Origin of the sequence: Arcticibacter svalbardensis MN12-7 (assembly GCF_000403135.1) — a bacterium.
GTDB lineage: Bacteria > Bacteroidota > Bacteroidia > Sphingobacteriales > Sphingobacteriaceae > Arcticibacter > Arcticibacter svalbardensis.
On the sequence record NZ_AQPN01000032.1, the window covers coordinates 22,288 to 37,337 of the forward strand.

Below are 15,050 nucleotides of genomic sequence, written 5' to 3' on the forward strand. Positions count from 1 at the left end.
CCTCAAAATAAAGCTTGCTTAAGCTTTTAATTTTGAGGATTTCTCATTTATAGCCATTCCTTTAGGATCAGCAAACTTGCAAATTTTACTTTTTTTCAACCAACTTAATCTGGAACAGCGTATTCCACTTTTTGCCTGTAACGAATAAACGTTTGCCATTCGCGTCCCAAGCTATTCCATTCAGTACATCAGTGTTTTCAAAATGATCTTTAGCCGGTAGGAGTCCGCTCATATTGACATCGCCTACTACAGCACCAGTCTGGGGATCTATGATCACGATGCGGTCTTTTTGATATACGTTAGCATAAAGTTGTCCATCGATCCATTCGAGTTCATTGAGCTCATTTACGGCACCATTCTGATCGTAAACTTCGATGTATCCTTCTTCCTGATAGGTATCTTTATTCAAAAAGTAAATCCTGTTGGTACCATCTGATTTGTATAATCTTTTACCGTCAAAACAAAGTCCCCAACCTTCCGGACTAGACTGGTAAGGAAATTCTTTTACTTTTTTAAAGCTATCTTTTTCATACACTATTCCGATCCGGTTTTGCCAGGTAAGCTGAATCAGTTTGTCGTCCACTAAGGTTAATCCTTCGGCAAAGACGTTTTCCGGCATATCGAGACTCTTTAGCACCTTACCTGTAGTGGGCTCTACTTTACGAAGGCTTGAAATACCTATACCGTCAGTAGCATTTCCTCCGGCACTCTCATAAAAGTTCCCTTCATGGAATTCGAGTCCCTGGGTATACGAAGAGGTATCATGCGGAAATGTATGCAGTACTTCGAATGAATAGTTGACCGGATCTTTCGCAGGAAGCAATACAATATTAGTGGTAGTTTCTTTAAATTCTCCATTCTTAAAGACACGGGCGGTAATGACCTTGATGCCTAATGATAGGCTGTCCGTTTTACTGCGAAAAGAACTGGTATCTATTTTCGTTCCCAGGTATGTGGTATCTAACAGGTACCTCACCGAGTCAAATGACCCAGTTTCTGCAGATAACTTTAAATTTAGATCATGACCTTGTTTCAAGGTACTTCCTTCTTCGGGTAATACAAAGTAGGTAGATGTGGTGAGTTCCCGCTTACAGGAAGAGAAACCAAGGGCAAACAAAACAAATAAAAGAGCAATTTTTCTCATTTCTATTCTTTGACAAAGGATGTTTAACCCCAAAAGGCATCCTCTATATGATTAATTTTAAATTTTCCGGTTTCATCAAACAGGATGGAAACAATATCAAAGCGAACCTCCCCCTGGTATTTGAACTGGTAAATATAACCTTCAGCAGCCCATTGTAATCGTTTTTGTTTAGAAGGTGATACAAAGTCTTCAGGCTGACCAAAATCAGTTCCTGACCTTGTTTTTACTTCTACAAAAACCAGGTATCGGTCAAAAGATGCGATGATATCTACTTCAGCCTTACCATAGGTCCAGTTTTTATTCATGATCCGGAATCCAAGGTCCTTCAGATAATCTGTTGCGAGTTCTTCTCCCCGTTTTCCAAGATCATTGTGGCTTGCCATTATTTTACAACTACAGATCCTAAAAATGCAGAGATTCCTTTTTCCACTTCCTTTACACGCATATAACGCTGCAATAAAATAGTCATGTTATCCTCATCGACTTCCTTCTGTATTTCCTCCCTGATGTTCTTCAGGATCTCTTCTACCTTTCGTTTTTTAAGATGAAAGATTCCACCGAGTATCGTTGCGCGCATATTTTCTGTCTCATTGCGGACAAAGATCTTCCTTTTATCATACCAGTTATCGCTTAAAACGTAGGGAGAAGTAACCAGGGAGATGGCCATATCGGCTATCCGCTGGTCCCTGCTTTGTATGAAATCCTGCACGGTAGGCAATTCTCCGTCATCAATCCGTTTGGCATATTCGTCAATGATCAACTTACAAACGGGGTCTTCAAAGGTTACGTCTGCCATATTAGAGATCGCATAAGGCGCAATGTAGGTATCGGTTACCCCGTCCCAATTAACCAGTTCATGTCCATAGTTCAGCAGAAGCCGAACTACTTCCTGTTCCTGAACTTGTGCAAGAATGCTGGGGATATCCGCATACTCCATTCCATCCGGAGGTGGTAGTGGATCAGGTTCATCCTGGCGGGGGGCTTTATATTTCCCCTGTTTAAGTTTATTGAGTTCGGTAATTAATGCGCGCTCGTCGATCTGCATCAGCGTGCTGCATTCCCGTATAAAAACCGATGCTTTGATACTATCCGGAATCTTAGCAATACTTTCTACTACTTCACGAATGACTCCTGCTTTTTTGATTGGGTCGGTGCCAGCATATTTTAGTAAGATAGTAGTTTTGTAGAGGATAAAGTCTTTCTGATTCTTCTCTATGTAATTCTTGAATTCGGAGCTTCCTAGTTTGCGGACGTAGGAATCGGGATCATGTCCGTCGGGAAATAATACAACCCGTACATTCAATCCTTCTTCCAGGATCATATCCAATCCGCGGAGGGAGGCTTTGATACCTGCCGGATCACCATCATAGAGAATGGTAATATTTTTGGTAAACCTGCCGATTAAGCGAATTTGAGCGGTGGTAAGTGAGGTACCGGACGATGCCACCACGTTCTCAATGCCAGCCTGATGTACGGATAATACATCGGCATAACCTTCTACCAGGTAGCAGTTATCTGCGTCGCGAATAGCCTTTTTGGCAAAGTAAAGACCATAAAGCACATCTGATTTATGGTAGATTTCACTTTCCGGAGAGTTGACGTATTTAGGAACCTTTTTGTCGGTCTTTAAAGTACGTCCGCCGAAGCCAATGATTCTTCCGGTGAAACTGTGGATTGGGAATAAAACCCTGCCCCTGAAGCGGTCGTATAACTTGCCTTTGTCATTTCGGATAGCCAGACCTGCATCTTCCAGAATCTTTTCATTGAACCCTTCCTGCAGTGCTTTCGTGATAAAGGCATCCCATGAATCAGGAGAATAACCTAACTCAAACTTTTTAAGGACTTCGTCCCGGAAACCCCGCTCTTTATAATAGCCCAGGCCTATGGTTTGTCCTTCCTGAGAGGTCCACATACTGTCCTGAAAAAAGCGGGCGGCACGTGTGGTAACTACATATAAGCCTTCGCGACGAAGGTCAGCCTCCTGTCGTTCCGGCGATTGAACTTCCTCAGCTATTTCAATCTGGTATTTATTGGCAAGGTACTTTAACGCTTCGGGATAAGAATATTTCTCATGGTCCATGATGAAACGCGTCGAATCGCCACCTTTCCCACAGCCAAAACATTTAAAGATTCCTTTGGGAACTGAAACGTGAAAGGATGGTGTGGACTCGTTATGAAAAGGGCAAAGACCAATGAGACTGGTTCCTCGTTTTTTAAGCGCCACAAAATCGCCCACTACCTCATCGATACGTGCTGTTTCTAAGATTTTGTCGACGGTCTCTTTAGGAATCATGAAAAGAATTTAATACGGCTTTAAATTATAAATAAACTGATATATAGGAACGTATTAATGTTCTTTTTTATATCCTTTATGCAGAATCAAAAAACTTGCCCTCTCTTCTTTCTTGAATGGAACGTCCCAGTTTCCCTCATAGGTTATTTTAGTAGGCAGGATGGTCTCTCCCTGATCAAAATAGCCCATCTCAATATTCATCTTCACGTCAAAGTCGAACACTAGATTACCATAATTCATGGTGACAGAGCGCCCCAGAATCTGCATATTTCTTTTATCGAAAATGGTATTGAGCTCCTTGATCATTAAGCCGCTTTTTGTCCAACCGGATAGATCATCCTTCACTTTGACCCGAAAAGTATAAATGGGAATAGTATCCAGGTAATTCCCACTATAAAAGGTGTAGTCATAGTATTGCCTCATATTGGGACTAAAAATCTGTGTCTTGCTTCCTATCAGAGGAACCCCTTTTACCGGTCGTCCGGGAGTGAATAATAAAGTTTTGAGTTTGTCTTTATAAGACTCGTTGCCTTTTTTGTCGCCACTTGCGGTAGCATCCGTTTTTACAAAATCAGAGTTATAGGCATTCATGAAGATGTAATCGAACATTTCCACGGTATAAAGCTGATACTTGCCGTTCTTCTTGAAAAGTTTTCCGCTGTCCTGTTTGGCGAGGTACTGCATTTTATACTTCCCCTGGTTGTTGTGGAAGATTTTTCGGTAGATTTTCCCTTCCACCCTATTTTTCTTATCGAAAGTAAAAATGCGGTTTTCGGCAGTGAAACTATATTGTTTCATTTTACGGAAGGCCTCATAAAAGCTGGTATCGCTGGTTACTTTGTTAATGAACATCTGCACATTAATCCGTTCCCCTTTAATACTTACTGCTGAATCAAGTCTGATGGTAAGAACTGTATCCGGGTTGAACCGTTGTAATTCCTGAGCCTGACAAATGGATGTGCCCAGTATAAAAAACAAGATCAGTCTTTTCATAGGAGGATTATTAGAATTAGGGTGTTTAATTACCTAAACGCTTTACAGCGAGATAGGCCATTAAGCCGGTACTGCAGATCAGCGCAGATTCGTCAATATTAAAAGTTGGGGTATGCACCGAAGATGTTATGTTCTTTTCTTCGTTACGAATACCCAAACGGTAAAAACAGGCATCAGCAGCCTGCGAATAATAAGCAAAATCTTCCGCTGCCATCCATATATCAAGATCTTCTACGTTGTCCTTACCTAAATAATCCTCGGCATACTCGCGTACACTGGCGGTTAGTTTTTCCTCATTGACAAGGAATGGATATCCATGGGCAATTTTGAATTCACATGTTCCACCCATGGCTTCAGCAATGCCTTCAGCCATTTTTTTCATGTGTTTATGTGCTTCATAGCGCCATTCTTCATCAAGCGTACGGAAGGTACCTTCCAGATAAACTTCATTCGGAATAATGTTCGTGGCACCATTGGCAATTACTTTTCCAAATGATAATACAGTAGGGAGACGGGGATCGGCAACACGGCTCACAATCTGTTGCAATGCGACAATAATGTGGGCAGTGATTAAAATAGGATCAATATTCTGGTGCGGTTGAGCACCATGACCACCTTTTCCTATCACGGTTACATAAATTTCATCCGTAGATGCCATATACTTTCCGGAACGGATCCCTATTTTTCCCGCATCGATTAAAGGCATCACATGCTGACCTAATACCGCAACGGGCTTAGGATTTTCCAGCACACCTTCTTTGATCATGAGACTTGCACCACCGGGAAGTTTTTCTTCAGCAGGTTGAAAGATCAACTTGATGGTACCGCCAAACTCAGCTTTTAATGTTTGAAGAATGCGTGCTGTACCCAAAAGAGAGGCAGTATGAACATCATGTCCGCATGCATGCATGACACCTTCATTTTGCGACTTGTATTCCACATTATTTTTCTCTGTAATGGGAAGCGCGTCCATATCTGCACGAAGGGCAATAACCACATCAGAAGGAAGATCGCCTTTGATAATGCCTACCACACCGGTATCAGCTAAAGCATGCCAGCTGATGCCTAAATCATCCAGGCATGTCTTTACAAAAGATGATGTGTTATATTCCTGAAAAGATAATTCGGGGTGGGCATGCAGAAAACGGCGATGTATAACCACATCGCCGTATATATTCTCCGCCAATTGCCGGATTTTTTCTTTTAACATAGTTTATTATTCCAGACCTGCACCATGGCAGTTCTTATATTTTTTGCCACTTCCACAAGGACAAGGATCATTTCTACCGATCTTTTGTTCTACGCGAATAGGCATTTGTTTCTGTGGTTCACGCGTATCTTCCATCCCTATTGTATTAGGATCATCGGATACCGTTGCAAGCTGAGGTTTAGAAACTTTAAGTTTCGACATATCCTGCTTAGGCTGAGGACGAGCCTCTTTGACATCCTCTGACTCCTGCATTGGAATTCCACCTTTAAACAAGAAACTAACCACATCTTTATTCACCGAGATGAGCATTTGCTTGAACAGATTAAAGGCTTCCATTTTGTAGATAACCAATGGATCTTTTTGTTCGTAAACGGCATTTTGAACAGACTGTTTCAACTCATCCATTTCGCGCAAATGTTCTTTCCATGCGTCGTCAATCAGGGCAAGTACCACTGTCTTTTCAAACACTCTGAATACTTCATGTCCTTTAGTTTCGACTGACTTCTTCAAATTTGAAGCAACCTGTAGATTTCGTATGCCGTCGGAGAAAGGAACGATAATATTTTCAATCACATCGCCTCGCTCATGATAAACCTGATCCAGGATCGGGAATGCCTGAGCAGCTATGCTGTCCTTTTTACGGGTATAAAAATCAGATACCTTCAAGAATAAGCGTTCTGTCAGTTTACTTATAGAGCTTTCTGTAAACTCTTTTGCATCAATCTCTGCATCTAAAGAGAAGACACGGATAATTTCCAGTTGAAAACCTTCGTAATTCGCAGTTTCTTTATATTCAGAAACGATATCTTCTACGGTATCATAAAATGTATTACTTAAGTCAACTTCAAGACGTTGGCCGTATAAAGCGTTCCGGCGTTTAGTATAAACCACACTACGCTGGGAGTTCATTACGTCATCATATTCCAGCAATCGCTTACGAATACCATAATTGTTCTCTTCAACTTTCCTTTGTGCTCTTTCGATTGACTTGGTAATCATGGAATGCTGAATCACTTCGCCTTCCTCAATACCCATACGCTGCATAATGCTGGCAATACGTTCTGATCCGAATAAACGCATCAGGTTATCTTCCAGAGAAACGAAGAACTGAGACGATCCGGGGTCACCCTGACGACCGGCACGTCCACGTAACTGACGGTCAACCCGTCGTGATTCATGTCGTTCTGTACCGACTATAGCTAAACCACCTGAATCCTTAACGCCTGCACCCAGCTTGATATCCGTACCACGACCAGCCATATTGGTTGCAATGGTAACGGTTCCGGCCTGACCGGCTTCGGCAATAATGTCAGCCTCTTTTTGATGCATTTTCGCATTCAGTACATTATGTTTTACACCACGGAGTTTCAACATACGACTTAATAGTTCGGAGATTTCAACAGATGTAGTACCAACAAGTACTGGTCGGCCTGCCAGAGTTAAAGCGGTTATTTCATCCACTACTGCATTATATTTCTCTCTTACTGTACGGAACACTTTGTCCTCCATATCTGCACGGGAGTTCGGTACGTTGGTAGGAATTTCTACAACATCGAGTTTATAGATCTGCCAAAGTTCACCGGCCTCAGTTACAGCAGTACCAGTCATACCACAAAGCTTGTGGTACATTCTAAAGTAATTTTGGAGTGTTATAGTGGCATAGGTTTGACTGGCATCTTCAACCTTAACATTTTCTTTTGCTTCAATTGCCTGGTGTAAACCATCGGAATAACGACGTCCGTCCATAATACGGCCTGTCTGCTCATCTACAATTTTGATTTTACCCTCATCAATGATATATTCTACGTCACGTTCAAATAGAGTGTAAGCCTTTAATAGTTGATTTACCGAATGGATCCGCTCAGATTTAATGCCGAAATCGCGCATCAAATCTTCTTTCCGGGCAATCTTATCTTCGTTACTTAAGTCTGATTTTTCAATGTCAGCAATCTCTGTACCGACGTCAGGCATAATAAAGAAGCTGGCATCTTCACCGGAAGTAGTGATCAGTTCAATTCCTTTTTCAGTAAGTTCTACCTGGTTGTTTTTTTCATCAATAACGAAGAACAGTTCCGAATCGGCGTTAGGCATTTCCTTATTCTGATCCTGCATGTGATAATTCTCACTCTTCATCATGATCTGTTTCACACCAGATTCGCTCATGAACTTGATTAAAGCCTTGTTTTTAGGTAAACCACGATGCGCACGCAATAAGGCTAACCCACCTTCTGTAGGACCTGTTTTACCTTCGGCAACTAATTTTTTGGCTTCATTTAAAACACCGGTAATATAATTACGCTGTACACTAACAAGGCGTTCAATTCTTGGCTTAAGTTCATAGAACTCATGCTCATCACCTCTTGGAATAGGTCCGGATATAATTAAAGGAGTACGTGCATCATCAATCAATACCGAGTCAACCTCATCTACCATTGCAAAATGCAATTTCCTTTGCACCTGACTTTCTGGATTCTGAGTCATGTTATCACGCAGATAATCAAAACCGAATTCATTGTTGGTACCAAAAGTGATATCGGCAAGGTACGCTTTACGGCGTTCTTCAGAATTAGGCTGATGTCTGTCGATACAATCTACCGATAGACCATGGAATTCGAATAAAGGACCATTCCATTCAGAGTCACGACGTGCCAGGTAATCATTCACGGTAACAATGTGAACGCCATTTCCAGCAAGGGCATTTAAGTAAGCAGGCAAAGTTCCAACCAACGTTTTACCTTCACCAGTAGCCATTTCAGCAATCTTACCCTGATGAAGAACAATACCACCGATTAGCTGAACATCATAATGGACCATGTTCCATACTACTTCTGTTCCGGCAGCAAGCCAGGTATTACTGTGAATAGCTTTATTGCCTTCAATAACCACATTGGGTTTGCGGGAAGCAAGTTCCCTATCGAAGTCTGTAGCAGTAACTACAATCTTTTTGTTCTCTGTAAATCTTCTGGCAGTTTCCTTTACTACGGCAAAACCTTCAGGAAGAATTTCAAGTAAAATCTTTTCGAGTTCTTTATCGCGATCCTTCAACAGCTTATCTACCGCCTCATAGAGATCAGTTTTGGCATCTACAGAAAGAGTTGGTGATTCGGCTTGTTCTTTAAGGTCTGTAACCTCCTGATCGATATCTGCTAATCCTTCTTTTATTTTGTTCTTAAAAAAAGAGGTCTTTTCACGGAGTTCGTCGTCAGACAAAGTGGCTAATGTGGGATATACTGCCTTAATCTGTTCAACAAGAGGTTGAATTTGTTTTATATCGCGATCAGACTTACTTCCGAATAGTTTATTTAAAAATCCTAACATGTGTATCTTGAATAAATTCTAGTTGACCAACAATTGCGCCATTAGGCCCTCATCAGTCAATTTGACATAATAACGCAAAACTAGTAAATTAGTATTGATTTCGATGCTTTACTCCGACTACTTTATATAAATTAATACGTTTTTAACATCTACAAAATCAGATCAGATTTCAAAACGGCTATATCAGCGGGCTGCAAGATAAAAGATCCGACAGTTCGTACTAATTTAGAGCTCTAATCCTGATCCTTTTCCTATATATTTGCTTCCATGAACATTCTTTTATTAGGTTCAGGTGGAAGGGAAAGTGCTTTTGCCTGGAAGATTACTCAAAGTCCGCTCTGCAGTGAATTATTTATTGCTCCAGGTAATGCTGGCACAGGTGCGTATGGTCAAAATGTCAACTTGCAACCAACGGACTTTGAAGGCATCCGTGAGTTTGTATTAAATAACGATATAAACATGGTGCTAGTGGGGCCGGAAGAACCTTTGGTAAAAGGGATTCACGACTTTTTTCTTGCTGATGCGGAGTTAAAAGCAATTCCTGTCATAGGTCCACAGCAGGAAGGCGCCAAGTTAGAGGGGAGTAAAGAATATTCGAAAGCATTTATGCGCAGGCATTTTATACCCACTGCTGCATCTGCTACGTTTACCGTTAATTCGCTAAATGAAGGTCTTGATTACCTGGAAACACATAAACTTCCTATTGTACTGAAGGCTGACGGACTTGCTGCCGGTAAAGGTGTGTTGATTTGTCAGACGCTTGAAGAAGCACAAACTGAATTAATTGCCATGCTTCAGGATGCCAAATTTGGTGAAGCAAGCAGTAAAGTGGTGATTGAAGAATTTCTGGACGGGATTGAGCTTTCTGTGTTTGTACTAACAGATGGGCATTCATATAAAATACTACCTGAAGCAAAAGACTATAAAAAGATAGGTGAAGCAGATACCGGCTTAAACACCGGAGGAATGGGTTCGATCTCTCCTGTATCATTCGCCGACGAAGCATTCATGCTGAAAGTAGAGAATGACATCATCAAACCTACTATATATGGGTTAAAGATTGATCAGATTCATTATAAAGGATTTCTCTTTATTGGTCTGATGAATATTGACGGCGAACCTTTTGTGATTGAATATAATGTGCGGATGGGTGATCCTGAAACAGAAAGTGTCATTCCAAGGATTGAAAGTGATTTCCTGGATCTGCTTCTAGGGGTTGCCAATGAAAACCTGGCTGAAAAAGAATTGGTCATATCTAAGAAAACAGCCGCTACAGTAATGTTAGTTTCCGGAGGTTACCCCGGAGAATATATAAGCGGTAAAACAATCTCCGGAATAGAAAACCTAAGAGGCTCACTTGCCTTTCATGCAGGAACTACTTTGGAGGATAACATTGTGAAGACTTCGGGAGGCAGGGTTTTGGCTGTCACCTCTTTACAGGATACACTTTTTAATGCGGTACAACAGGCAGTAGCTGATGCAGGAAGGATTTACTTTGATGGTCGGTATTTCCGTACTGATATTGGGTTTGATTTGCTTTAAATTAGAGCGGTTAAATCACTATTGCGGATTTGGGACTAACCTTATTAATCAGCTAATCTCAATCTGATACAAAGGACTGAAGTTGGAAATTCTACTATACTTGTAATAATTGAAAATAAGCACAAAAGGCTGTTTCCTAATACTAAGAAACAGCCTTTTGTGCTTATTTTGAAAATTTTATATTCTCTGTTAAAGGATCTCTGCAAGTTTTTGATCTAATTCAGCTCCACGTAAGTTTACAGCAACGATCTTACCGGTAGGGTCAATTAAATAATTCTGAGGAATTGAGCGGATCCCATACAAACGGGCTACATCATTATTCCAGAATTTAAGATCGGAAACCTGTGTCCATACCAGACCATCAGTTTCAATAGCCTTTAACCAATTCGCTTTCTGATTCTCACGATCAAGTGAAACACCTAAAACAGTGAAGTTTTTGTTTTTATACTTGTTATAAGCAAGTACTACATTGGGATTTTCCTGGCGGCATGGACCACACCATGATGCCCAAAAATCAAGCAGTACATATTTACCTTTAAAATCAGATAATTTAACGGGTTTCCCATTGATATCATTTTGCATAAAGTCCATTGCAATAGCACCAACTGAAGTATTTTTAAGGGATGCTAAACTTTGAATCAAAGGCTGAAGTGATGCACTTTTTTGAAGTTCGGGACTTAGTGATTTAATTAAAGGGTCTATTTCTGCATATTGAGGATCCCTGCCTGCCATAGCAATAAGGGCACTTACACTAACAAAGCTAGCGGGGTGTTCTTTAATAAATTGTTTGAAAACTTCATTTTGTTGCTGCGTAATCTTCTCAAAGCGGTTTTGCAAATCCCCCATAAAGTCAGCATTGCCTTTTTGATCTGCCGAAGCTTTTTGATATTCGGCATTCAATGCTTTAAAACCATCGTTTATTGATTTAAGACGAGCTGATAAAAGCTGGTTATCCGTATTCAGTTTACTACCTTTTATTATTGCTTTAGATAAAGAGTCCTTGCTTTCAATGGAGTACTCTCCTTTTTCAACATAGAACGAGGTAAGATCAGGAGTTCCTATTGCTTTTAACGAATCAAGACCAACTCCTTTAGGATCAAGAATCAAAATCCCTGAACTGGGCTCCGCAATGGTACCCTTAAAAGTAAATTTGCCATCCTTCATTGTCGCAGAATCTGTCATAGGCTGACCTGCAGCACTATATAACATATACACTTTAGCAGGCACATTATATTTACCAATTGAACCTTTAACCGTATATGCACCCTGCTGAGCAAAAAGCATCACAGGCGACAATGCAAAAGTAATAAACAACGATTTTTTCATTCTCCAAATTTGTTAAATAAAAACGTATTTTCCCATTAATGTTTGCAATTGTTACTTTCGCTTATTTAAATTGTTACTTTCGCTCATTTAATATGAAGTGGAATATATCTCCTTTACAGGGTCACCTGTTCTATCAAATACGGTAAGGTATATTTATGTGATTGAAGCTTAAAAGCTACCACCTTGCCATCTGCTTCCTCTCATTCGTTATAAAGTAAGTGTTTCTGTATACATATGGCCGAAAAGATCTTTTGCGATTACCTTAATGACTTTAGCGTTCAAAGTCGGTTTCGCAAAAAACAAATGATCCGTTAGAATAGGGTCCACCCATCCACGAGGTTTAGGTTTCGAATCCCCTTCAAGTAAATCAAAGGCCATTGGATCAAAAGCTGTGCGCTGCTCCGGTGTTCCCAATGATTTGCCATCCGCAAAACATTCAACCTGCCATGTTTTATCCCAGTTCCATATATTGATACAAACTTCTGTATTGAACTCGGCATGTTTTCCGGGAGGATAAATCCTGATCTGATGCGTTTTAGGCTTCCCGGTTGCTTTATAATACCAACTTAATTTACCGCCGTCCACTTCGTAAACGCCATATCCGTTAGGGGTACCATCACCACAAATGTCACCTGTCCACCAACCTCCACAAACCGTTCCATGAACATGTTCGGTGATATGATCTTCCTGCCAGATTTCATTGAAATGGGTATGTCCCGACATGATATGCACCTGGTATCCTTTAAGCATTTCATAAAGCAGCTTACGGTTCGCCACACTGCCACCCAACCCATCATCCTTTGATTTCTCTCTGCGGAGCTGACCGGTGAAGGTAGGAATGTGCAGACTTAAGACTACAGTGGATCCTGATTTTACTAGTTTCAGATCCTGCTCCAGCCATTGCAATTGGGTTTCAGTGATGTAACCAATATATTTTTTAGTAGCACCTAAAAAAAACACGTCATCCAGTACAATGTAATGTACCTGACCACGATTGTAAGAGTAATAAGTTGGTCCGAAATGTTTTTTAAATGTATCTGAAGAGCCTTCATCGCTACGAGCCTCATTATCCATGTCATGGTTTCCGATCAAATTAAAGAAAGGAATCCCACTCATGCCAATAGCTTGTTTATAATCAGCATAAAGTTCGAAGTTATCCCATACCAGATCACCGCATCCTATTCCATGAATTAGCGCATCTTTCGGATAGGTATCGATCAGTGCTTTCAAATCAGGCGCTGAGTGTTCTAATAGCAACTGAGCATCTTGCTGATTCTGGATCTGCGGATCTGAAAAAACAATAAAAGTATGTTTGTCATCGCTTTTAGAGAGTTTTTTCAATTCAAAGTCGGCATTAAACTCATTCTGTGTATGAACAATCTCCTTAAAGAATTTAGCCAGACTCTTTTCATGTGGAAACTCATATCCGGAAGGCATTGAGATGTAGACAAACTTTGTCGTTTTGTTGGTCAATAAATTATACTCACCGTTTGCATTTGTTACCGTAACATTCAATCCATCGGTGACTGCAATTCCTGGAATTGCTCTTCCATTTGAAGAAACACGGCCCTTTAAAGTAATAACGGATAGATCTGAACTGCCCGGTTGGACAACTGCAGCGCGAACTATGGTTATGGGTGTAGCAACAGCTACCCCCATAACACCTATATTTTTTAAAAAACTTCTACGTTCCATTTTTTATTTATGTGCTGATTACTTTTCCCACCAAACTTTTGTATTTATATCATCGCCACCCATTGATTGTACGGCTAACTTATAATTATCTGTATTTGTGGACGCTACCGTAGTGGGGTATTTAAAACGAACAGGCATAATGCCATTGTTCATCAACGATGCTCCTTTAGGAAGAATCGGTAACCCTGTCCGCCTGTATTCAAACCATTGTTGATAATCATTAAAAAACAAAGCATAATATTTCTGCAGCATGATGCGGTTTAAGGTTCCGTCATATGCCGTATAAGCCGTTGTAGTGGCATTAGTAAAGTAATCTGCCGGCATGGTATAACCCCATTGTTCGATTGCAGCTTTCACTCCAGTTTCATAACTGGTCTTTGCATCTGCTGTAATAACCCCTTTAAACGCTAATTCGGCTTTAATAAACTGAACTTCGGCATAGGTCATCAATACAGAAACCATGGGCACAATAACTAAAGCTTGGGACATGTTAGATGGCGTGTAATCAAACTGTGTATCGCCACCTGAATAAGCACTGGGAATTCCTGTGTAACCAATTGCAACGGCCTTTTTAGTAGTTGGATCAACACGTGTAGCCTCAGTAATGAATTTCGGGCGACGAGGATCATTGAAGCTGTTCAGGTTATCTACAAAGAAAGAAGCGGCTGCACGTGCGTTCGTAAAATCAATCGCTCTACCCCATGGTGAAACATTAGGCTCAACTCCTGTCATTTGCAATACTGCCGCATCTGTATTACTTGCGAAAACAGGATATTTGGTCGGGTTGTTAATAATTTCGGCCATTTTAGCATTTGCATTAAGTTCTGTTCGTTTTGAAACTCTTAAGAGTAGTCTCAGATATAACGAGTTACCAAACTTTTGCCATTTAGGAATATTGTTGGCAAACAAAATATCAGTACCATAGATCATTGTTCTGCTTACATCAAACAAACTGTTTGCAGTTTCAAGGTCTGCCAGAATTTTAGTATAGATCTGTTGTTGTGTATTGAAGGCCGGACGCAGGATACCTTCATCCCCTTTCGATGCTTCATCCATTGGAACGTCGCCAAAACAATCGGTCAGTTGAGCATATGCCCAGGCATTCAGAATTAATGCCACCGCCTGGTAATTAGGGTCCTCTATTGCATCTGCTGCACCTTTCATCTCCTGAATATTCTTAATCCATTTGTAATAGGTATTCCAGGTTGAATTACCAGCAGACTCACTCACATCATACCTGTGAATTCCACCTGCAACACTTGGAAAAGGCAATGCATTCTGCATGATATCGAATGTAAATCCATCGGCTCTCTGCATATTGAAGGCAGCCATGCTATAAATGATTGGATTTAACAGAGTTCCGGGACTTACCCTATCTAATCGATTAGGATCGGTATTTAACTCCTCAAAATTTTTGGTACAAGATATATTGATACAGCATAACATCAGGAATGTAGCTGTTATTGTCTTTATTGTTGTCATGTTTTTTTACTTATGATTGGGATAGAAACGAAGTCTTTAAATCCGGT

General features: G+C 40.6%; 10 protein-coding genes. 1 reads left to right on the forward strand and 9 read right to left on the reverse strand.

The window, feature by feature from the left end:
* Window positions 1–85: 85 nt before the first annotated feature.
* The 6 genes from ADIARSV_RS03840 to secA are packed head-to-tail and all read right to left on the reverse strand — an operon-like array spanning window position 86 to window position 8,958.
* On the reverse strand, window positions 86–1,144 hold the full coding sequence (locus ADIARSV_RS03840) for a glutaminyl-peptide cyclotransferase (RefSeq protein WP_016194064.1): 1,059 nt from the start codon (window positions 1,142–1,144) through the stop codon (window positions 86–88).
* A 23-nt stretch (window positions 1,145–1,167) separates the two neighbouring features.
* On the reverse strand, window positions 1,168–1,527 hold the full coding sequence (locus tag ADIARSV_RS03845) for a YraN family protein (RefSeq protein ID WP_016194065.1): 360 nt from the start codon (window positions 1,525–1,527) through the stop codon (window positions 1,168–1,170).
* Window positions 1,527–3,437, reverse strand: coding sequence for a DNA primase (gene dnaG, locus ADIARSV_RS03850; RefSeq protein WP_016194066.1), 1,911 nt, complete (start codon window positions 3,435–3,437; stop codon window positions 1,527–1,529). The genes ADIARSV_RS03845 and dnaG overlap by 1 nt, the downstream gene beginning before the upstream one ends.
* 54 nt (window positions 3,438–3,491) lie before the next feature.
* A complete protein-coding gene (locus tag ADIARSV_RS03855; RefSeq protein ID WP_016194067.1) occupies window positions 3,492–4,430 on the reverse strand; it encodes a hypothetical protein in 939 nt (312 codons plus the stop codon).
* Between the two features lie 25 nt (window positions 4,431–4,455).
* Window positions 4,456–5,640, reverse strand: a complete 1,185-nt coding sequence (locus tag ADIARSV_RS03860) for a M20 metallopeptidase family protein (RefSeq protein ID WP_016194068.1) — start codon at window positions 5,638–5,640, stop codon at window positions 4,456–4,458.
* A gap of 6 nt (window positions 5,641–5,646) precedes the next feature.
* On the reverse strand, window positions 5,647–8,958 hold the full coding sequence (gene secA, locus ADIARSV_RS03865) for a preprotein translocase subunit SecA (protein WP_016194069.1): 3,312 nt from the start codon (window positions 8,956–8,958) through the stop codon (window positions 5,647–5,649).
* 267 nt (window positions 8,959–9,225) lie between these two features.
* On the opposite strand from secA, the gene purD reads away from it, so the two are divergent.
* Window positions 9,226–10,500, forward strand: coding sequence for a phosphoribosylamine--glycine ligase (gene purD / locus ADIARSV_RS03870; protein ID WP_016194070.1), 1,275 nt, complete (start codon window positions 9,226–9,228; stop codon window positions 10,498–10,500).
* Window positions 10,501–10,689: 189 nt separating this feature from the next.
* Here purD and ADIARSV_RS03875 read toward each other — a convergent pair whose 3' ends face one another.
* From ADIARSV_RS03875 to ADIARSV_RS03885, 3 genes are all read right to left on the reverse strand, one after another.
* Window positions 10,690–11,826, reverse strand: a complete 1,137-nt coding sequence (locus tag ADIARSV_RS03875) for an AhpC/TSA family protein (protein ID WP_016194071.1) — start codon at window positions 11,824–11,826, stop codon at window positions 10,690–10,692.
* Between the two features lie 207 nt (window positions 11,827–12,033).
* Window positions 12,034–13,521 (reverse strand): calcineurin-like phosphoesterase C-terminal domain-containing protein, encoded by a 1,488-nt coding sequence (locus ADIARSV_RS03880; protein ID WP_040299010.1) that lies wholly within the window; start codon window positions 13,519–13,521, stop codon window positions 12,034–12,036.
* An 18-nt stretch (window positions 13,522–13,539) separates the two neighbouring features.
* Window positions 13,540–15,003: a SusD/RagB family nutrient-binding outer membrane lipoprotein gene (locus tag ADIARSV_RS03885; RefSeq protein WP_040299012.1), complete on the reverse strand. Its 1,464-nt coding sequence runs from the start codon at window positions 15,001–15,003 to the stop codon at window positions 13,540–13,542.
* Window positions 15,004–15,050: the final 47 nt, after the last annotated feature.